The organism is Microbispora sp. H11081 (assembly GCF_012999535.1).
Classification (GTDB): domain Bacteria; phylum Actinomycetota; class Actinomycetes; order Streptosporangiales; family Streptosporangiaceae; genus Microbispora.
Window position 1 is genome coordinate 593,075 of sequence record NZ_JABBWV010000001.1, and the last position, 19,414, is coordinate 612,488.

General features: G+C 71.9%; 17 protein-coding genes and 1 riboswitch. Of the genes, 9 read left to right on the plus strand and 8 right to left on the minus strand.

What is annotated here, in order from left to right; translation table 11 throughout:
* Positions 1–33 precede the first annotated feature (33 nt).
* Positions 34–1,203, plus strand: a complete 1,170-nt coding sequence (locus HHX31_RS02610) for an Ig-like domain-containing protein (RefSeq protein WP_169944622.1) — start codon at positions 34–36, stop codon at positions 1,201–1,203.
* Between the two features lie 262 nt (positions 1,204–1,465).
* Here the strand turns inward: HHX31_RS02610 and HHX31_RS02615 are convergent, their stop codons facing one another.
* From HHX31_RS02615 to HHX31_RS02630, 4 genes are read right to left on the minus strand one after another with little or no spacing between them, the layout of a single operon-like run.
* Entirely contained in the window at positions 1,466–3,097 is a 1,632-nt protein-coding gene (locus HHX31_RS02615) for a ubiquinol-cytochrome c reductase cytochrome b subunit (RefSeq protein WP_169944624.1), read from the minus strand.
* Positions 3,094–4,173, minus strand: a complete 1,080-nt coding sequence (locus tag HHX31_RS02620; RefSeq protein WP_169944626.1) for a ubiquinol-cytochrome c reductase iron-sulfur subunit — start codon at positions 4,171–4,173, stop codon at positions 3,094–3,096. The genes HHX31_RS02615 and HHX31_RS02620 overlap by 4 nt, the downstream gene beginning before the upstream one ends.
* The gene (locus HHX31_RS02625; RefSeq protein ID WP_169944628.1) at positions 4,170–4,979 is read right to left on the minus strand and encodes a c-type cytochrome; all 810 of its coding nucleotides are present in this window, start codon (positions 4,977–4,979) and stop codon (positions 4,170–4,172) included. Before HHX31_RS02625 ends, HHX31_RS02620 begins: the two co-directional genes overlap by 4 nt.
* Positions 4,980–4,996: 17 nt before the next feature.
* The gene (locus tag HHX31_RS02630; RefSeq protein ID WP_169944630.1) at positions 4,997–5,614 is read right to left on the minus strand and encodes a heme-copper oxidase subunit III; all 618 of its coding nucleotides are present in this window, start codon (positions 5,612–5,614) and stop codon (positions 4,997–4,999) included.
* 162 nt (positions 5,615–5,776) lie between these two features.
* Here HHX31_RS02630 and HHX31_RS02635 point away from each other — a divergent pair, with 162 nt between their 5' ends.
* From HHX31_RS02635 to HHX31_RS02645, 3 genes are all read left to right on the plus strand, one after another.
* Positions 5,777–6,172, plus strand: coding sequence for a response regulator transcription factor (locus tag HHX31_RS02635; RefSeq protein ID WP_169944632.1), 396 nt, complete (start codon positions 5,777–5,779; stop codon positions 6,170–6,172).
* A 385-nt stretch (positions 6,173–6,557) separates the two neighbouring features.
* Positions 6,558–7,607, plus strand: a complete 1,050-nt coding sequence (gene trpD, locus HHX31_RS02640; protein WP_169944633.1) for an anthranilate phosphoribosyltransferase — start codon at positions 6,558–6,560, stop codon at positions 7,605–7,607.
* Positions 7,608–7,705: 98 nt separating this feature from the next.
* A complete protein-coding gene (locus HHX31_RS02645; protein WP_169944636.1) occupies positions 7,706–8,527 on the plus strand; it encodes a sensor histidine kinase in 822 nt (273 codons plus the stop codon).
* Positions 8,528–8,631: 104 nt separating this feature from the next.
* Here the strand turns inward: HHX31_RS02645 and HHX31_RS02650 are convergent, their stop codons facing one another.
* The 3 genes from HHX31_RS02650 to HHX31_RS02660 all read right to left on the minus strand — a co-directional run bounded on the left by HHX31_RS02650 (position 8,632) and on the right by HHX31_RS02660 (position 11,341).
* A complete protein-coding gene (locus HHX31_RS02650) occupies positions 8,632–8,919 on the minus strand; it encodes an Lrp/AsnC family transcriptional regulator (protein ID WP_169944638.1) in 288 nt (95 codons plus the stop codon).
* A gap of 51 nt (positions 8,920–8,970) precedes the next feature.
* Positions 8,971–10,692: a DEDD exonuclease domain-containing protein gene (locus HHX31_RS02655; RefSeq protein WP_311931249.1), complete on the minus strand. Its 1,722-nt coding sequence runs from the start codon at positions 10,690–10,692 to the stop codon at positions 8,971–8,973.
* Positions 10,693–10,771: 79 nt separating this feature from the next.
* Positions 10,772–11,341, minus strand: a complete 570-nt coding sequence (locus HHX31_RS02660) for a GNAT family N-acetyltransferase (protein ID WP_169944641.1) — start codon at positions 11,339–11,341, stop codon at positions 10,772–10,774.
* Positions 11,342–11,676: 335 nt separating this feature from the next.
* On the opposite strand from HHX31_RS02660, the gene HHX31_RS02665 reads away from it, so the two are divergent.
* The 5 genes from HHX31_RS02665 to HHX31_RS02685 all read left to right on the plus strand — a co-directional run bounded on the left by HHX31_RS02665 (position 11,677) and on the right by HHX31_RS02685 (position 17,498).
* Positions 11,677–12,993, plus strand: coding sequence for an NYN domain-containing protein (locus HHX31_RS02665; RefSeq protein ID WP_169944642.1), 1,317 nt, complete (start codon positions 11,677–11,679; stop codon positions 12,991–12,993).
* Positions 12,994–13,129: 136 nt separating this feature from the next.
* The gene (locus HHX31_RS02670) at positions 13,130–14,092 is read left to right on the plus strand and encodes an NlpC/P60 family protein (protein ID WP_311931252.1); all 963 of its coding nucleotides are present in this window, start codon (positions 13,130–13,132) and stop codon (positions 14,090–14,092) included.
* 302 nt (positions 14,093–14,394) lie between these two features.
* Positions 14,395–14,553, plus strand: a riboswitch (cyclic di-AMP (ydaO/yuaA leader).
* A 121-nt stretch (positions 14,554–14,674) separates the two neighbouring features.
* Positions 14,675–15,223, plus strand: coding sequence for a C40 family peptidase (locus HHX31_RS35495; RefSeq protein WP_311931254.1), 549 nt, complete (start codon positions 14,675–14,677; stop codon positions 15,221–15,223).
* A 153-nt stretch (positions 15,224–15,376) separates the two neighbouring features.
* The gene (locus HHX31_RS02680; RefSeq protein ID WP_169944644.1) at positions 15,377–16,309 is read left to right on the plus strand and encodes a hypothetical protein; all 933 of its coding nucleotides are present in this window, start codon (positions 15,377–15,379) and stop codon (positions 16,307–16,309) included.
* A 79-nt stretch (positions 16,310–16,388) separates the two neighbouring features.
* A complete protein-coding gene (locus HHX31_RS02685) occupies positions 16,389–17,498 on the plus strand; it encodes a glycosyltransferase family 4 protein (RefSeq protein ID WP_169945552.1) in 1,110 nt (369 codons plus the stop codon).
* A gap of 105 nt (positions 17,499–17,603) precedes the next feature.
* Here HHX31_RS02685 and HHX31_RS02690 read toward each other — a convergent pair whose 3' ends face one another.
* Positions 17,604–19,391 carry a long-chain fatty acid--CoA ligase gene (locus HHX31_RS02690; protein ID WP_169944646.1) on the minus strand — a complete coding sequence of 596 codons (1,788 nt, stop codon included), beginning with the start codon at positions 19,389–19,391 and terminating at the stop codon, positions 17,604–17,606.
* Positions 19,392–19,414: the final 23 nt, after the last annotated feature.

Consider the following 19,414-nt stretch of genomic DNA (forward strand, 5'->3'; position numbering starts at 1 on the left):
TAACCCCCGGAAAGCGACGCTAGGGGGACGGACGTGCGTGCTGGTGCGGGGGCGCTGGCCCTTCTCGTGGTGGTAACCGGGTGCTCCACGTCGAATAAGAAAGACGAGGACCAAGGCGCCAAGACGGCGATCAGCATCAGTCCTCTCGACGGTGCCGCCGGCCTGCCGCCCGAGCTTCCGATCCTGATCGGCGCGGCGGGCGGAAAGCTCACCCATGTGAACGTGCAGGCCGCTGGACGGCCCGTAGCGGGCGTGTTCAGCCCTGACCGCACCCAGTGGCGCAGCGAGCGTCCCATGGCCCCAGGAACCGCCTACAGCGTCCAGGCGACGGCCGCGGGCTCCGCGGGCTCGGCGACCAGGAGCGTACGCTTCGCCACGAAGCAGGCCGCCAAGACCTTCGGCATCTCCACCCTGCTGCCCAACAAGCAGGACACCGGTCTCACGGTCGGCATCGGCATGCCGATCATCATCACCTTCGACAAGCCGATCACCGACCGCGTGTCCGTCGAGCGGAATCTGGTGGTGCGGGCTTCCAAGCCCATCGAAGGCGCCTGGCACTGGCTCGACGACAAGAACGTGGTCTTCCGTCCGGAGAAGTACTGGCCGACGTACACCAAGGTCCGCGTGACCGCCCGCCTGGCCGGCATCAGGGGCGGCGAGGGCATGTACGGCAAGCAGGACTACGTCAGGGACTTCGAGATCGGCCGATCGCAGATCAGCGTGGCCGACACCCAGACCCACCACATGAAGATCGAGCGCGACGGCAAGCAGATCAAGAACATGCCGATCAGCGCGGGCATGGGCGGCGCCCTGCGCCATCACACGACCACCGGCATCCACGTGGCGATGTCCAGGGAGGACGTCACGGTCATGACGTCCCCCGACGCGGGACCCGGGCAGGCCGGCTACTACCAGACGACCGTGTACAACAGCGTCCGCATCTCCAACAGCGGCGAGTACGTCCACGGAGCTCCGTGGTCGGTCGGCGACCAGGGCAACTCCAACGTCAGCCACGGCTGCGTGAACATCAGCCCCGAGAACGCCAAGTGGTTCAAGAACAACACCCTGATCGGCGACCCGATCATCGTGACCGGCACGCCGCGCAGGCTGGAGGCCACCAACGGCTGGAGCTACTGGCAGGACTCCTGGCCGGCCTGGCTCAAGCGCAGCCGTCTGCGCGCCGCTCCCGTCGACGAGCTCTGAGCTACCTCGCCCGCGCCGCTCCTCCGCGATGGTGAAGCGGGAAACGCCGAGCGAGCCGGAGGGGCGCGCCGCCGGTCTGGACTGAGGAGCGCGCGGAGCGAGGAACGAGCGAGCGCGTGACGAGGGCCGTGATTCCGGCGTGCCTCCGGCATGACCCGGCGGGTGTGAGCGCCCCGACGAGCGACGCGGGAAACACAACGGCCCGGCGGGGGAGTGTCCCCCCGCCGGGCCGCCGCGTTTTGCTTGGCCGGTCAGGCGCCCGTCAGTGAAGCTCCTTGCGGTCGCCGGTGCCGACGCCCGCGTGCTCCTCCTCGTGGTGGCCGTCGTGGTGGCCGTCCGTGAGCGGGACGTGGTCGGTGCCGTACGCCTCGCTCATCTTGGTGCGGAGCCGGCCGAGGGCCGTACGGGCGCTCTTGGGCGGGATGCCCTCGCCGTCCTCGGCGCTCGTGAGCACCGGGATCTCCTTCTTGCCGCGGATGTGCTCGGCGATGTCCTCCGCCGGCGGCGTGTGGATCTCGATGTACTGGCCGTTCGGCATCCGCTTGATGACGCCGGACTCCACTCCGTGGGACAGCACCTCGGCGTCCTTGCGCTGGAGGCCGATGCAGATCCGGTAGGTGATCCAGTACGCGATGGCCGGGCCGACGAAGACGGCGATCCGCCCGAACCAGGTCGTCGTGTACAGGTCGATGTGGAAGTTCGCCGAGATCTCGTCGTTGGCGCCCAGCAGCCACAGGATGCCGTAGAAGGTGATGCCGGCGATGCCGATGGACGTGCGGTGCGGGTTGTTGCGCGGCCGGTCGGCGATGTGGTGCTCGCGACGGTCGCCCGTGACCCACTGTTCCAGGAACGGATACAGCGCCAGACCCGTCATGACGATGCCCAGCGGCACCAGTGCCGGGATCAGCACGCTCAGCGTCACGGTGTGGCCGAGGAAGTTGATCTCCCAGGCCGGCATGATGCGGAGCGCTCCCTCCAGGAAGCCCATGTACCAGTCGGGCTGCGAACCCGCCGAGATGTCCGCCGGCGTGTACGGCCCGAACAGCCAGATCGGGTTGATCTGGGCGAAGGTGCCGAGCAGCGCGATGATCCCGAAGGTGAACAGGAAGAACGCGCCCGACTTGATCATGAACGCGGGGTAGAACGGCGCGCCCACGACGTTCTTCTCGGTCCGGCTCTTGCCCGGCATCTGCGTGTGCTTCTGCACCCACATCAGGATCATGTGGGCCGTGATGAGCGCGAGCAGGATGCCCGGGATCAGCAGGATGTGGAGCGTGTAGAACCGCGAGATGATGTCGTGGCCCGGATACTCGCCCCCGAACAGGAAGAACGAGACGTACGTGCCCACGATCGGGATCGACTGGGCCACGCCCTGCGTGATCCGCAGACCGGCGCCGGACAGCAGGTCGTCGGGGAGGGAGTAGCCGGTGAGGCCCTCGATCAGCGCCAGCGACAGCAGCAGGATGCCGATGATCCAGTTGAGCTCACGCGGCTTGCGGTACGCACCGGTGAAGAAGACCCGCAGCATGTGCACGGTCATGCCGGCCACGAACAGCAACGCCGCCCAGTGGTGGATCTGCCGCATGAGCAGGCCACCCCGGACGTCGAAGCTGATGTGCAGCGTCGAGGCGTAGGCCTCCGACATGTGCACGCCGTACAGCGGGGCGTAGCTGCCCGTGTACGGGACCTCGCCCATGCTCGGCTTGAACCAGAACGTCAGGAACGTACCGGTCAGCAGCAGGATGATGAACGAGTAGAGCGCGATCTCCCCCAGGAGGAACGACCAGTGGTCCGGGAAGATCTTCCTCATGTTGCGCTTGAGGAAGTTCCCCGCGCCGATGCGGTCGTCGACGAAGGTCGACACGCCTGCGATGGCCTTGGGGGGAGCGTTCATGATGCGTTCTCCCTAACTTCGGCTTCCGCGTCGCCACGCTCCCAGAAGCTGGGACCGACGGGGACCTTGAAGTCGGATTTCGCGACGAGGTAACCCTCCTCGTCGATGCCGATGGGAAGCTGCGGCAGCGGCCGGGCCGCGGGGCCGAAGATGACCTTCGCCCCGTCCGCCGCGTCGAAGGTCGACTGGTGGCACGGGCAGAGGATGTGATGCGTGGTCTGCTCGTACAGAGCCGCGGGGCAGCCCACGTGGGTGCAGATCTTGGAGTAGGCGACGATGCCGTCGTGGGTCCAGTTCAGGTTCGTCCCGGACTTGAGCTCCTCCGGGCGGAACTTGAGCAGGATCAGCGTCGCCTTGGCCAGCGCGTTCAGGTCCTTCTCGTAGCCCTCGGGGACCACGGAGAGGATGCCGCCGGGCGAGTTGAAGTCGGCCGCCCGGATCGGCTGGCCGGTGCCCTCGACCACGAGGCGGCGCGGCTTGCCGTCCTTGGTGGGCTCGCCCCAGACGGTGTGCCTGAGCGCGGTCCCGGGGAGCGGGCCGAGGTCCTTCAGCAGCACCAGCGGGGCCAGGCCCAGCGGAGCGGCGGCCAGCAGCAGCGTGCGGCGCAGCAGCCGGTGCTTGACGAACCCGCTCTCCTCGGCGCCCTGGAGGAAGGTCTCCTTGACGTACCCGCGCGCCTCGTCGTCGGAGCGCATCTCGTGGCGCTCCTGGATGAGGTTGTACTTCGGCATGATCTGCCGGACCCACACCGTGAGGCCCGCGCCCAGCGCGAGCAGGGCGAGGGCCAGGGTGCCGCCGAGCGCGAGGTTCGACGTCGCCGTCCTGTCGATCGTGCCGACCTGGAAGATCACGTACGACGCGACGAAACCGGCGCCGGACAGGAAGGTCACCAGGAACAGCAGCGCGACGAGGCGCTCGGCCTTGCGGGCTTTGTCGGGGTCCGGCGGGATCACGCCGGCGACGCCCTCGGGCGCGCGGATCGGGTCGGTGTCCGCGATCGGCGCGTCGGCGGGCGGCGTGCCGATGACGCGGCTCGGCACCCGTCCGCTCTCGGGGTACTCGTTCTGCTCTGTCATGCCGCCCGTCGCTTCTTGGCTGTGATCCAGATAGATGCCAGGACCAGGAGGCTGATACCCACGACCCACGCTACAAGGCCCTCGGTGACGGGTCCGATACGGCCCAGCCCGGAGCCGCCGGGGTCGACCTGCGACCGCACGTGGGTGATGTAGGCGATCATGTCACGCTTCTGCTCCGGCGTGATCGTGGAGTCGTTGAACACCGGCATCGCCTGCGGGCCGGTGATCATCGCCTCGTAGATCTGCGTCGGCGTCGAAGGGTTCAGCGACGGCGCGTACTTGCCGTAGGTCAGCGCGCCGCCGGCGCCCACGAAGTTGTGGCACTGGATGCAGTTGGCGCGGAAGAGCTCGCCGCCCTTGGCCGGGTCGCCCTTGGCCGGGTCGACCTGTTCGGCGCTGGGCACCGTTGGGCCGCCGCCCAGCGACTGGACGTACGCCGAGAGCTGGTTGACGGCCTCGTCGGTGGCCCACTCGGGGCGCGGCTTGCGCGGAGCCTGGGGACCCGCGTCGGCGGCCGGCATGCGGCCGCTGCTCACCTGGAAGTCCACGGAGGCGGCTCCGACGCCGATGAGCGTCGGAGCCCTCTTGGTGCCCTCGGCGTTCATGCCGTGGCAGCTCGCGCAGTGCGCCACGAACAGGCTCTTGCCCTGCGCCACGTCGTCGGCCTTGCCGGACGCGATCGCGGCGTCCGCGGTGCTGCCGTTCGGCGCCGCGAGCGCGTAGCCGCCGCCGAGCAGGCCCAGCGCGAGTGCCACGACGGCGACACGCGCGAGGGGATGGCGCCGTCGGGCGGTGATGGAGTTCACCGAAATCCCCGTTCCGATCATTTGATGATGTAGATGGTCGCGAAAAGGCCGATCCAGACCACGTCGACGAAGTGCCAGTAGTAGGACACGACGATCGCGCTGGTCTGCTGCTCATACGTCAAGCGCTTCGCGGCGTACGTGCGTCCCAGGATGAACAGGAACGCGATCAGACCACCCGTGACGTGCAAGCCGTGGAAGCCCGTGGTCAGGTAGAACACCGAGTCGTACGGGGTGTGCGAGAGGACGTGGCCCTCGCGCGCGAGGTTGGCGTACTCGTAGATCTGTCCGCCCACGAAGAAGGCGCCCATCAGGAAGCTTACGACATACCAGAATCGCAGCTTCTTGACATCGCCTCGTTCAACCGCCCACACGCCCAGCTGGCACGTGACACTCGACAGGACCAGAACGGTCGTGTTGAAGGTCGCGAACGGGACTTCGAGGTGCGCCTCGGGCCAGGGCGTGTCCTGTCCGAGGCTGACCGACCGGATGGTGAAGTACATCGCGAACAGCGCCGCGAAGAACATGAGCTCAGAGGACAACCACACGATGGTGCCGACCTGAACCAGGTTCGGCCGGCTGGACCCGTGCGGTCTCGTCGTCGTAGTAATTGCGGATGCTGTCGCCACGCCCAGCATTATTGCGGCTCCCCAGGTCGGGTCGCCCCACGACCCCCCGCTAGGGTCCACACGCGCTCGCGAAACGGGCATGTCATGGCAATCGCCCCGGGGCTGCGAGCCCTGCCACCGCGCCGGTAGCATCACGATGACCATACCCAGCGATTCGACAGTGAGCGTGCAATGAGGGTTCTCGTCTACAGCGACGACGCAGGCACCCGGGAGAAGGTGCGGCTGGCCATCGGGCGGCGCCCCGCGGCGGACGTCCCTCTCGTCGAGATCGTCGAGTGTGCGACCCAGCCGGCCGTGATCCGGCATCTCGACTCCGGCGACATCGACGTCGCCGTCCTCGACGGCGAGGCGCAGCCGGCGGGCGGCATGGGAGTCAGCAGGCAGGCCAAGGACGAGGTGCACAACTGCCCGCCGATCCTCCTGCTGATCGCCCGCAGGGACGACCGCTGGCTGGCCAACTGGTCCCGCGCCGACGCCGTCGTCGCGCAGCCCATCGACCCGGTCGTCCTCGCCGAGGCCGTGGCCGACCTGATGCGCCGCCGCCTCAGCCTCACCCAGGCGCACTGAGCCGGGGCGTCCGGAGCCGGTCCCACCGGTGACGGCCGCGTGCCTGTCCCGGCCCGCGGCGCCGGGCGCGCCCCCCACCAGGACCGCGCACCAGGGCACCGCACAAGGACACCGTGAGCCAGGGCCACCGGGCACCCGGGCACCGGGCACCAGGGCATCAGGGCATCAGGGCGCTATGACGCGGGCGACCACGTCACAGGGCGGACGCCGGGCGCGCGTCGGGTCCACCGTGCCCAGTCCACCGAGCCCAGTCCACCGGGCCCAGACCACCGGGCTCAGGCCCGCTGCTCCCTGCGTGATCACAAAACGGGCGCGGAAGCGTCCTCGCCCCCAGCACCACCCGCCGACCCGACCGCAGCAGATCCCGAACCCCGCGGAGCCCACCATGGACACGCGCACCACCTGGCCCTCGACGCTGAACGCCCTGCTCGCGGGCGAGAACCTGACGGCCGACGAGACCGCCTGGGTAATGGGAGAGATCATGTCGGGGGCGGCGACCCCGGCGCAGATCGCCGCGTTCGCCGTCGCCCTGCGGGCCAAGGGCGAGACCGTCGCCGAGGTGACGGGCCTCGTCCGCACCATGTTCGAGCGCGCCACCCCCCTCACGGTCGAGGGGCCCGTGGTCGACATCGTCGGCACCGGCGGCGACCGGGCGCACACCGTCAACGTGTCGACGATGGCGGCGATCGTCGCGGCGGCGGCCGGTGCCAGGGTCGTCAAGCACGGCAACCGGGCCGCCTCCTCGCTGTGCGGCGCGGCCGACGTGCTCGAGCACCTCGGCGTCGCCCTAGACCTCTCGCCGCAGGCCACGGCGCGGGTCGCGGTGGAGGCGGGCATCGCCTTCTGCTTCGCGCCCGTCTACCACCCCGCGCTGCGCTTCACCGGCCCGCCGCGCAAGGAGATCGGCGTGCCGACGGTGTTCAACTTCGTCGGGCCGCTGGCCAACCCCGCGCGCCCCGCCGCCCAGGCCATCGGCGTGTTCGACGCGCGCATGCTGCCGGTCATGGCCGGCGTCTTCGCCGAGCGCGGCGTGTCGGCGCTCGTCTTCCGCGGCGACGACGGCCTGGACGAACTGTCCACCGCGGCCCCGTCGACGGTCTTCGTCGTCCGGGACGGCACCGCCACCCAGACGACCCTCGACCCGGCCGACCTCGGCATCCCCCGCTCCCAGCCGGGCGACCTGCGCGGCGGCGACGTCGCGTTCAACGCGGCGGCGGTCCGCGACCTGCTGGACGGCAGGGCGGGGCCGGTGCGCGACGCGGTGCTGCTGAACGCGGCGGCCGGACTGGTCGCCTACGACGGCCCCGGCGATGACCTGGTCGGCGAACTGCGCGCGGCCTACGCGCGGGCGGCGGACGCGGTCGACTCGGGCAGGGCGGCGCGGACCCTGGAGCGCTGGGTCGAGATCAGCCGCGCGCACGGCGGCACGGCCTGATCAACCCCACGACCGGCTTCGCCTCCACCCCTGGATGGATCACGCGTCCACCGTGATGGGGACGTGCCGGGTTCAGCTCGGGCCGTACCTTTTCGGCCATGATGCGCCTGTCCGCCCTCCGCGTCGTCCGCCGCTGGGCCGCGTTCGCCCGCGCCGGGATGGCCCTGTTCCCCGCCGGTTCCCGCGGCGCACCCACCGCCGGCTCAGGACCCGGCTCAGGACCCGGTTCAGGACCCGGCGCGGTCTCCGGGGGACCGGACCGCGGCAGGGGCGGTCGGCCGTTCCCTTCGGCGGGCGGGACGGGCGCGCGGCGAGGGCGGGCCGGTGACGGCGAGGACGACCTCGCCAGGGAACGCCTGCGGATCGCCTCGGAACTGCACGACCTGGTGGCCCACGACCTGAGCGTGATGACGCTGGGCGTGGGAGCGGGCCGCCTGATCATGGACAAGGACCCGGAACGCGCCAGGCGGACCTTCCGCGAGGCCGAGGAGTCCGGCCGCCGGGTGCTGTCCGACCTGCGCAGGATGATGGGCCTGCTGCGGGCGGACCGGCAGCGGCGCGGCCCTCAGCCGGGCCTGGGGGACCTGCCCGGGCTGCTCGACGACTTCCGCGCGAGCGGTCTAGCGGTCTCCCTCAAGGAGGCCGGCGTCCGGGGAGGGGGCCCGGCCCTTGAGCTGTCGGCCTACCGCATCGTGGAGGAGGCGCTGGGCGACGCGCTCTGGTACGGCATGGCCCGCACGGCGACCGTCACGCTGCGGTGGCTGCCCGCCATCCTGGAGGTCGCCGTCCACGACGACGGACAGCCCCGCGACCGGCTCGTCAGCACCTGGGAGTGGGCGGCGTTGTTCGGCGGATCGGTCGCCGCGCACCCGCTTCCCGGCGGGTTCGAACTCCGCGTCCGGCTGCTGCGCCCCACTTGACCGGGCCCCACCTGACCGGCCGTGCCGCGCCCGGTCGGGCGGGCCGCCGGGACCGGGCTGCAAGGGCCGTGCTGCAGGGGCCGGGCCGCCGGGGGCGGGCCGGATCAGTCCGCGTCGGCGAGGCCGATGGAGAAGGCCGCCTCCAGGTCGTGGCGGGAGTAGGTGCGGAAGGCGATGTGCGTCTCGGTGTGACGCACGCCGGGCACCTTGTTGACGCGGCCGGGCACGACCTCGGCCACCTCGTCGTACCGGACGACCCTGACCATGGCCAGCAGGTCGAACTCGCCCGTGATCGAGTACACCTCGCTGACGCCTTCGATCCCGGCGATGGCCTCGGCGACCTCGGGGATCCGGTCGACATCCGCCTTGATGTGGACGATCGCGGTGACCATGGAGGCTCTCCTGCTGTTCCCGGCTTCGGCTTGTCGCCCCAGAGACTAGCGTCACCGCAGCGGCCGTCCCTCACGGCGGTCGCTCCGCTGGTGGCGGTAGGCGCGCTCGATGCGCTCGACCAGCCGCCCCGCGCCGTACGCGGGAAGGCTCCAGGCGCCGTCGACCTGCACGAGGCGCACGCCGGGGGAGTCGAGCCAGCGCAGCACGCACTCGGTCTCCTCGGCGCTCGCGGCCGGCGTGGGGCCGGGACCGGGGGCGACCGTCTCCGCGGTGGCGACCAGCGCGTCCACGTAGGGGGTGGGGTGGGCGCCCCTGGGCATCACCCCGGCCGCGGTGAGCCTGCCGTACCGGATGACGTGGATGTCCCAGCCGCCGTCGAAGGCGGGGGAGGCCGCGACCATCTGCGGGATGCCGGTCAGCGAGCGCAGTCGCTGCATGCGCGCGGCGGTCCTGACGTAGGCCGCGAGCCGGTCGCGGTCGGCGGCCGCCTCCTCGTAGCGCTGCTCGGCGGAAAGGCGCCGCATACGCGCCTCCATGGCCGAGAAGACGGTCTCGGCGTCCTGCTCCATGGCCTCCCGGGCGCGGTGCACGTGCCGGGCGTAGCTCTCCTCGCTCTCACGGCCCTCGCAGGGCGCGCCGCAGCGGCCGATCTCGGCGAGCGTGCAGGCGGGGCGCCGCACGCGGGCCGACAGCCGTTCTGTGCACTGGCGCAGCGGCAGCGCCTCGTGCATGGCGGTCCGTGCGTCGTCGGCCGTGCGGCTGCTGCCGAAAGGGCCGAGGTAGGCCGCGCCGTCATCCTTCACCTCGCGCACGACGCTGAGCCGGGGGAACGCCTCGTCGGTCAGCTTGAGCCAGACCGCCCGCTCGGGGAAGCGGGACCGCCTGTTGTAGCGGGGCTTGGTGGCCCCGATCATCCGCAGTTCGCGGATCTCCGCCTCCAGCGCGGTGGCGCAGACGATCGTCCTGACCCGCTCGGCGATGCCGACCATCTCGCGGACGCGGGAGCGGGTCTCGCTCGCGGTGAAGTAGCTGCGCACCCGGTTGCGCAGGTTGGAGCTCTTCCCGATGTAGAGCGCCTCGCCCCGGGCGTCCTCGAAGACGTAGACGCCCGGCGCGCCCGGCACCCCGTCGGCGAGGTGGCGCTTGCGCCGCTGCTCGGGGGTGGGGGCGCGGACGAAACCGCGCAGGTCCTCGAGCGTGTGGACGCCGAGCGAGCCGACCCGCCCGATGAGGCCGTGCAGCACGTCGACCGTGGCCCTCGCGTCGGCCAGCGCCCGGTGGCAGGGCTCGGTGGAGCTGCGGAAGATCCGGGCGAGCGTGGCGAGCTTGCAGTTGGGGGTCTCGTCGCGGGTCAGCACCCGGCGCGCGAGGTCGGCCGTGTCCACGACGGGATTGGCCGGCGGCGGGTAGCCGTTGGCCTGGCAGGCCGCCTTCAGGAACGACATGTCGAACGGCGCGTTGTGCGCCACCAGCGCCGTCCCCGCCACGAACTCCAGGAAGCTCGGCAGAACCTCGGAGAACTTCGGCGCGGCCACGACCATCGCGTCGGTGATGCCGGTCAGCACGGAGATGAACGGGGGGATCGGGCCGCCCGGGTCGATCAGGGTGGCGAACTCGCCGATCACCTCGCCGCCCCGGACCTTCACGGCGCCGATCTCGGTGATGGCGTGTTCCGCCGACGAGCCGCCGGTGGTCTCCAGGTCGAAGACGACGAACGTCACCTCCCGCAGGGGAGTGCCGAGCTCGTCCAGCGTGCCCTGTACCGCGTCCACGCCCATGACCATAGAGACGCCGACCGACAATCACCGCACCGGCCCCAAGCGACGGTAAAGGAACGGCCAGGTGAGGGGCTTACGCGGCGGCCGCGCCCGCGTGCCATTCGCGAGCCAGCATCGCGTAGACCAGCTCGTCGCTCCACGCGCCGGCGAAGAACTCGTTCTCCACCAGGTGGGCCTCCTTGCGCATGCCGAGCCGCTCCATCAGGCGGGCGGAGGCGGTGTTGCGCGCGTCGCAGTTGCCGTGGACGCGGTGCAGCCCGAGACCCTCGAACCCGATGCGCAGGAGCTCGCGGGCCGCCTCGGCGGCCAGCCCACGGCCCTGGTACGCCGGGTTGAAGACGAAGCCGATCTCACCCTGGCGGTGCTCCCTGCTGCGCAGGAACAGGGTGAGATCGCCGATCACGGGCCCTCCGTCCGGCAGGGCGGCGGCCACGCTGAGCACGTCGCCGTCCTCCCCGAGCGAGGAGCAGGCGATCTTCCGGTCGAGCGCGGCCTTCGTCTCCTCCCGCGTACGGGCGTCCCAGTACAGGTACCTGGTCACCTCCGGCAGGGAGTGGAAGGCGTACAGGTCGTCGAGGTCGGCCTCGGTGAAGGGGCGCAGAACCAACCGGGAGGTCGTGATCGGGTATGCGGGGGTGAACACCCGCACAGCGTACGGACTCAGGCCGGGCGGCCGGCCGTCCCGCGCCGCGCTCTCCCGCCCGTGCCGCCCGCGTCGCCGCGCCGGGCCGGGGGCGGCCGGTCACAGATCATGAACGCGGCATGGACACGGTGCGACGGTCGTACCCTTGTAAGGGACAAGAACAAGGGAGTGTCTCGCAGATCTTGCCGTGCGAGGGCCGCCCGTGGGGGTGCCGCGCGTCTCGCGGGCGGCGGGCGGAGGGGACGTTCTCGCACTCGGGGGCGACAGCGCCGCGAGGCGCCGCCGGCGACCGCGGTGGGCAGAAGCTTTGTAGGACACGGCCGAGGAGCGACGAGATGAGTTCAGCCGGAGAAGGCCTGTCTCGTCCGTTGCCCGAGCAGGTTCGCTTACACGTGGTGGAGGTCGCGGCGCAGGTGCTGGGCTCGATGCCCGCCGCCGCGGTGCCGCCGCCGTTGCGCAACATCGCCAGGTTCGACCCGCGCAAGCGCGCCCGCCTGGGCAGCGCGCCGATCGCGGCCCAGCTGGAGAACGACAAGGAGTTCCGCGAGCGGGTGGCCGAGACCCTGGAGGCGGCCTGGCCCGAGCTGGTGACGAGCCTGGCCGAGGGCACGGTGCCCCCCGCGGCGGAGCCGGTGCTGGTCGCGGCGGCGGCCTACCTGACCCGTCCGCCCGGCTGGCCGGACCTGGTCGAGCAGGCGCGGGCCGATCTGGAGCAGGCCGCCGCGGCGGGCAGCCAGCGCGAACAGGCGGAGACGCGGCTGCGCGAGCAGCTCGCCGCGCAGCGGGCCGCCGCCAAGGAGGAGATCGACCGGGTGCGCGAGCAGCTCAAGGCGGCCCGCGCGGAGAACTCCGACCTGCGGCGCAAGCTGCACGACGCCCGGGAGCGGGTCAGGGCCGCGGAGGCCAGGGCGGACGAGCTGGAGGCCGAGACGGCCGAGGCGAGAGTCAGGGCGGCGAGCGCCAACGGCGCAGCGGAGACCGAGCTACGCCGGCTCAAGGAGCGCCTGGCGGACGCCGAGCGCCAGCTGGAGGCCAGCCGCAGGGCCATCCGTGAGGGCCGCAGCATCGAGGACACCCGGGTGCGGGTGCTGCTGGACGCGCTGCAGGACGCCGCCGGAGGGCTGCGCAAGGAGCTCGGCCTGCCCACGACGATCAGCAGGCCCGCCGACTACGTGACCGCCGTCGTGCCGGGCGAGCCGGGCGTGACGGCCGTGCCCGCGCGGGCGCTGGCCAACGACGACCCGCAGTTGCTCGACCAGCTCCTGGCCATCCCCCACCTGCACCTGATCGTCGACGGCTACAACGTGACCAAGACCGGCTATCCCTCGCTGACCCTCGCCGACCAGCGGGCCAGGCTGCTCACCGGGCTCGGCGGGCTCGCCGTCCAGACGCGGGCGGAGGTGACGTGCGTCTTCGACGGCGCGGAGCTGAACGGGCCCGTCCCGGTGTCCGCGCCGCGCGGGGTCCGGGTGATGTTCAGCGCGCCCGGGGAGATCGCCGACGACCTCATCCGCACGCTCGTGCGGGCGGAGCCGCCCGGGCGGCAGATCGCGGTCGTCTCCTCCGACCGTGAGGTGGCCGAGTCGGTGCGCCGCATGGGCGCCCGCCCGGTGCCCTCGCTCCTGTTGCTGCGCCGGCTCGGCCGCGGCTGAGCCCGCGTACGCACGCTCGGGACCCGCGTCGTCGCCCTGGGTGACGACCAGCGCGAATACCTGCGAATAGGTTGAAGCTACAAGATCGCCTAGATAGAGTCGCGCCGCAGGTTTCGTAGATCTAAAGGGGGCCTCAGTGCGAGGGCGTGTGCCGGTGGCCGCCGTTCTGGCCGCCGTGGTCCTGCTGACGCCGATGGCGGGCGCGCAGGCGGATCCGAAGCCCACAGTCGCTCAGGCCAAGGCGAAGCTGAACAAGCTCAACGAGCAGGCCGACAAGCTCGTGGACCGCTACAACGCGGCCAACGAGAAGTGGAAGAAGGCGAGAAAGAAGTACCTCGCCATCAGCGAGGACTACAAGAAGCAGAGCGTCCGCGTGGAGGAGCTACGCTCCGGGCTGGTCACGATGGCCGTCAACAGCTACCAGGTCGGCGACATGGGGTCGTGGGGCGGCGTCTTCTACAGCTCGAACCCCGAGTCCATGCTGAGCGGCCTGGCCACGCTCAACCACATCTCGGCCGAGCGCGCCGGGCGGTTGCGGGAGTACGAGAGCGCCATCCAGGGCCTCAAGGACCGCCGTGACCAGAGCAAGGACCTCTACAAGGAGGCGGCCGACGTCAGGAGCGAGCTCGCCGGCGAGAAGGAGAAGGTCGACAAGCTCGTCAGGGAGCAGATGAAGCTGCTGCGCTCGCTCGGGACGTACAACCCTGGCAACCCCAACAGCGCCGGCGTCGCCTACACGGGACCGGCGTCGGGCAATGCGCTGGCGGCCCTCCAGTTCGCCTACAAGCAGGTCGGCAAGCCGTACCGCTACGGAGGCACGGGACCGGACGCCTGGGACTGCTCAGGGCTCGTGCAGGCCGCCTGGTCGGCGGCGGGGGTGTCCCTGCCCAGGACGAGCTACGAGCAGTGGGCCTGGGGGGCGAGCCGCAGGGTCTCCCTGGACGAGCTCCAGGCGGGCGATCTGCTCTGGCACGCCGGGTACGGCCACGTCGGCATCTACGCCGGTGACGGCAAGGTCGTGCACGCTCCCCAGACCGGGGATGTTGTGAAGATTGTCACACTCTCGGAGTACCGCGCGATCGGCGCCGTCCGTCCGTGACGCCCGTCGGGCGTCCATGATCGATGTGTCTGCTGTGGCGTTTTTCGGGGCCTGTGGCGGCAATGTGAGCAGAGTCACATTTAGCCGATCTCTGCGTTGGGTAAGCTGCGCCTTCTCCTCTGCGCCCTTCGTTATCTGATCTTTATCCGGCGGGGAGCGCTTTGCCGAACGCGCCGGGTCCTCGGTAGCTTCTGGGCCGCGGCGGGCACACCCCGCCGCGGCCAACCGGCCAGGAGTGCCGGTAGCGAACCATCCACTGTCATCGGCGCCCCCATCACCCTCCCCCCGTGGGAATCCCCGGCGCCGGTGGCGTGCCGAGTCCGTGCAGTCAGGAGGCACGGAGCCGGGGAACCAACGACCTTCACGCGAAGGTCCGGGGTGAATCGGCGCAGTGCGCGCCGTAGGGCGACTTCCCCGCCCGAACCCGTCAGCTAACCCGGTAGGCGTGAGCGGAAGATCCGAGGAGAGATCCTGTCTACCACCCCCGCTAGTCTGTCCCGTCTTGCCCGAATTGCCCTGGGAGGTGCCGCTCTGACGGCATCAGTAGGGGTCGCCGGTGCGCAGCCGGCGGCGGCGGACCCGGTGACGGTCGAGATCGTCAAGACGGCCCCCGAGACGAAGACAGCGACCAAGACGGCCGGAACGACGGCCGCGAAGACCGGTGCGAGCGCCGCCGCGCGCGAGGCCGCGGCGAAGAAGAAGGCAGCGCAGAAGAAGGCCGCACTGAAGAAGGCAGCAGTGCGGAAGGTCAGCAGGGCCGCGCTCCAGCGGGCCAAGGCCCTGCGCGCGGTGCGGATCGCCAGGCAGCAGATCGGCGACCCCTACCGCTACGGGGCCACGGGACCGGGCGCGTTCGACTGCTCGGGCCTGGTCCAGTACGCCTGGCGCAAGGCGGGCGTACGGCTGCCGCGTACGACGTGGTCCATCAAGAGCGCGGTCAGGAAGAAGGTGTCCTGGGGGAGTTTCAAGCCCGGTGACCTGATCTTCACGAGCGGCGGCGGCCACGTCGGCATGTACGTCGGCGACGGCAAGATGGTCCACGCTCCGCGCACCGGCACCCGCGTGCGGATCGACAAGCTGGACGCCTACCGGAGGAGCAGTTTCGTCGGCGCCGTCCGTCCCGGCGCCTGAGGGCGCCGGTCACCGGCACCCCCCGACCGGCACCCCCCGACCGGCACCCCCCGACCGGCGCGGCCCGGACACTGCCCCACCAGGGACACGGCCCCGCCCACCTCGTAGCGAGGTGGGCGGGGCCGTGGCGTCTGGCCCATTAGCATGCACGGCGTGGGTGCCACGAACGGCGCGCCGGCGGGTGCGCCGGGCACGCGGGCCGAGGCGGACGGGCGCGGCGCGCAGGCCCCGCCCCGCTCCGCTACGCCGCCGCGCGCGGGCTCCCGCCGGCGGACGGCGGCCGTGGCCGTCGCGCTGGCCGCGCTGCTGGCCGGGCCCGGGGCCGCGGCTCCGCCCGATCCGCTGCTCGCCGCGCGGCTCGACGCCCGCGCCGCCGTGCGTGAGCATCCGGGGATGTGGACCGGCGCGTCCGTCGCCCGCGGCGGGCGCGCCGTCGTCGTCGGCTCGCCGCGGACGCTGGTCGCCGACATCGCCGAACTGGCCGACCGCGCGGACCGCACGGTGCGCGGGCTCTGGGGCGGGTACGGCGGCGCGGTGGTCCTCGTGCCGCGTGACGAGGAGCAGGCCGCCGCGCTGGGCGCGCCCGCGGAGGTGGACGGCCTGGCGGCCGTCGCCATCGGCGGCCGGGTCATCGTGCGGCCGGCCGCGTTCGCCCGCCTGTCCGCGACCGGCCGCCTGATCGTCGTCACCCACGAGCTGACGCACGTCGCGACCGCCGGCCCCCGGGACGTCCCGATGTGGCTCATGGAGGGCTTCGCCGACTACGCCGGCTATCTGGACAGCGGGCTGCCGGTCCGCACGGTGGCCGCAGAACTGGCGGCCGACGTGGCCGCGGGCAGGCCGGCGCTGCGCGACCTGCCGGGGCCCGCCGACTTCGCCGCCAGGCCCGCCCAGGCGTACGAGGAGGCTTGGCTGGCCTGCCGCTACATCGCGGCGCGGTTCGGCGAGCGGAAGCTGGTCGCCCTCTATCGCGCCGCGCGGGGCGAGGAGTTCGGCGACGCCCTGCGGAGGGTGCTCGGGCTGACCACCGCCGACCTGACCCGCGGCTGGCGGGCGTACGCGCGGGAGCGGCTCGCCCGGCCCTGATCGGCGTGCGGCGGCTGCTGAGACAATGCCCTCTCGGGCGGCGCACGGACGGACCGCGCGGCACATTCCGGGGGTGAGGATGACCAAGCGGACGCTGATCGTCACGAACGACTTCCCGCCCAGACCGGGTGGCATCCAGGCGTTCGTGCACGGCCTCGCCTCCCGCAGGCCGCCCGGCTCCGTGGTCGTGTACGCCCCGCGCTGGAAGGGGTGTGAGGACTTCGACGCCCGCCAGCCGTACGAGGTGGTCCGGCACGCCTCCTCGCTGATGCTGCCGACGCGCTCGGTGGCGAGGCGGGCGGCGGCGCTGGTCGAGGACGGCGCCACCGTGGTGTTCGGCGCGGCGGCGCCGCTGGGGCTGCTCGCCCCCGCCCTGCGCGCCGCCGGCGCGGGCCGCGTCCTCATGCTCACCCACGGGCACGAGGCGTCCTGGGCCAGCCTGCCCGGCGCGCGCGCCCTGCTGGGCCGCATCGGCGCGGGGGCCGACGTGGTGACCTACCTCGGCGAGTACACCCGCCGCCGGATCGCGCGGGCCGTCCCCGCCTCCCGGCTCGTACGGCTCGCGCCGGGCGTGGACACCGCGGTCTTCCGCCCTGGGGCGGGCGGCGACCGGGTCAGGGCATCCCTCGGCCTCGGCGACCGGCCGGTGGTCGTATGCGTCTCGCGGCTGGTGCCGCGCAAGGGCCAGGACGTGCTGGTGCGGGCCTGGCCGCTCGTCCTGCGGCGCGTTCCCGGCGCGGTCCTGCTGCTGGTCGGCGGCGGCCCCGCACGGCGGTCGCTGGAGCGTGCGGCGGCGCGGGAGGGGCTGCGCGGCTCGGTGGTCGTCACCGGGTCCGTCCCCTGGGCGGGCCTCCCGGCCTACTACGACGCGGGCGACGTGTTCGCCATGCCCTGCCGGAGCAGGTTCGGGGGCCTGGACGTCGAGGGCCTCGGCATCGTCTACCTGGAGGCGTCGGCCACCGGGCTGCCGGTGGTCGCCGGGTGCTCGGGCGGCGCCCCCGACGCCGTACGGCAGGGCGAGACGGGCCTGGTGGTCGACGGCACGTCGCACACGGCGGTCGCCCGCGCGCTGTGCGACCTGCTGACCGACCCGGCCCGGGCCCGCGCGATGGGCGAGCGGGGCCGGGCCTGGATCGAGGAGGAGTGGCGCTGGGACCTGGTCGCGGCCCGGTTCGCCGCGCTGCTGTGACGCCGCGCTGCTGTGACGCCGCGCTGCTGTGACGCCGCGCTGCTGTGACGCCGCGCTGCTGTGACGCCGCGCTGCTGTGACGCGGCGACCGGGCGGGCGGCGGGGTCAGCCGCCGTACAGTTCGTCGATCTGCTTGGCGAAGTCGCGCATGACGAGGTTGCGCTTGACCTTCAGCGACGGGGTGAGGTGCCCGCTGTCCTCGGTGAGGTCGCCGTCGAGAATCGTGAACTTCTTGATCTGCTCGGCCTTGGAGACCATGCGGTTGGCGGCGTCCACGGCCTGCTGCACCTCGGCCACGACCTCGGGGTCGGACGGCGAGTACGCGGTCTTGCCGTTGTCGCGCATCCACTGGTCCATGGCCTCGGGGTCGAGCGTCACCAGCGCGCCGATGAAGGGCTTGTCGTCGCCGACCACCATCACCTGGCTGACCAGGCGGTGCGCGCGGATGGCGTCCTCGAGCGGCGCGGGCGCCACGTTCTTGCCGCCGGCGGTGACGAGGATCTCCTTCTTGCGCCCGGTGATGCGCAGGTAGCCGTCGTCGTCGAGGCTGCCGACGTCCCCGGTGTGGAACCAGCCCTCGGGGTCGACGACCTCCTTCGTCGCGCGCTCGTTGTTCCAGTAGCCGCCGAAGACGTGCCGGCCCTTCACCAGGATCTCGCCGTCGTCGGCGATGCGGATGGTCACGCCGGGGAACGGCTTGCCGACCGTGCCGATCTTGTTGGCGCCGGGGATGTTCACGGTCGAGGGCGCGCTGGTCTCGGTCAGCCCCCAGCCCTCGAACACCTCGATGCCCACGCCACGGAAGAAGTGGCCGAGCCGCTCCCCGAGGGCGGAGCCGCCGGAGACCGCGGCCGTCAGCGAGCCGCCGGTGGCCGCCCGCAGCTTGCCGTACACGAGCTTGTCGAAGGCCGCGTGCTTGAGACGCAGGCCGAGACCGGCCCCACCGGAGCTCTCGGCCTTGCTCCACTCGATCGCGGTCCTGGCGGCGGTGTGGAAGATCTTGCCCTTGCCCTCGGCGCCGGCCTTCTGCTCCGCGGCGTTGTAGACCTTCTCGAACACGCGGGGCACGCCCAGCAGGAAGGTGGGCTTGAAATCCCGCAGGTCGGGCGCCACGTTCTTCATGTTCGGGCTGTGCGCGAGCACCGTCTTCGTCTCGACCAGGACGACCTGGATGATCCGGGCGAAGCTGTGCGCGAGCGGGAGGAAGAGGAGCGCGGCCCTGCCGTCCATGTCGAACAGCGACTCCAGCGGCCCCCTGGAGACGTTGCGGGCGGTGAACAGCAGGTTGTCGTGGGTGAGGCGGCAGCCCTTCGGCATGCCCGTCGTGCCGGAGGTGTAGACGATGGTGGCGAGGTCGGGGCCGCCGCGGCTCGCCCTGCGCTCGGCGAGCGTGTCGTTGCCCACCTCGGCGCCGAGCCGTTCCAGCTCGGCGAAGCCGCCCTCGTCGATCCGCCACAGCAGCGACAGGCCGGGCACGGCCTCGCTTACGGTCTCGGCGTGCGCGGCCGTCTCCACGATGACGGCCTTGGCGCCGCTGTCGGTCAGGATCCACTTCACCTGGTCCGCGGAGGACGTCTCGTAGACCGGCACCCCGACCGCGCCCGCCGCCCAGATGGCGTAGTCGGCGACCGTCCACTCGTACCGGGTGCGGGACATGAGCCCGACCCGGTCGCCGGGCTCGACCCCGGCGGCGATCAGTCCCTTGGCGACCGCCGCCACCTGGTCCCTGAACTGCCCGGCGGTGACCGGCGTCCACGGAGCGTCCGGATCCGCGCCCTCCTTGCGGCTGATGACGACGGTGTCGGGTTCGTCCACGCCTCGCTGGAACACCACGTCGGTGCAGTTCGCGGATGCGGGCACGTCCACCAGCACGGGAACGCTGAACTCGCGCACGGGCCACTCCTTCGCGCACGGCC

Excerpts from the sequence above, each read along its gene's own strand:
- trpD (WP_169944633.1), top strand. The coding sequence starts at position 6,558 with ATGGACACGCGCACCACCTGGCCCTCGACGCTGAACGCCCTGCTCGCG.
- HHX31_RS02630 (WP_169944630.1), bottom strand. The coding sequence starts at position 5,614 with ATGCTGGGCGTGGCGACAGCATCCGCAATTACTACGACGACGAGACCG.
- HHX31_RS02645 (WP_169944636.1), top strand. The coding sequence starts at position 7,706 with ATGATGCGCCTGTCCGCCCTCCGCGTCGTCCGCCGCTGGGCCGCGTTC.
- HHX31_RS02620 (WP_169944626.1), bottom strand. The coding sequence starts at position 4,173 with ATGACAGAGCAGAACGAGTACCCCGAGAGCGGACGGGTGCCGAGCCGC.
- HHX31_RS02615 (WP_169944624.1), bottom strand. The coding sequence starts at position 3,097 with ATGAACGCTCCCCCCAAGGCCATCGCAGGCGTGTCGACCTTCGTCGAC.
- HHX31_RS02635 (WP_169944632.1), top strand. The coding sequence starts at position 5,777 with ATGAGGGTTCTCGTCTACAGCGACGACGCAGGCACCCGGGAGAAGGTG.
- HHX31_RS02685 (WP_169945552.1), top strand. The coding sequence starts at position 16,389 with ATGACCAAGCGGACGCTGATCGTCACGAACGACTTCCCGCCCAGACCG.
- HHX31_RS02650 (WP_169944638.1), bottom strand. The coding sequence starts at position 8,919 with ATGGTCACCGCGATCGTCCACATCAAGGCGGATGTCGACCGGATCCCC.
- HHX31_RS02665 (WP_169944642.1), top strand. The coding sequence starts at position 11,677 with ATGAGTTCAGCCGGAGAAGGCCTGTCTCGTCCGTTGCCCGAGCAGGTT.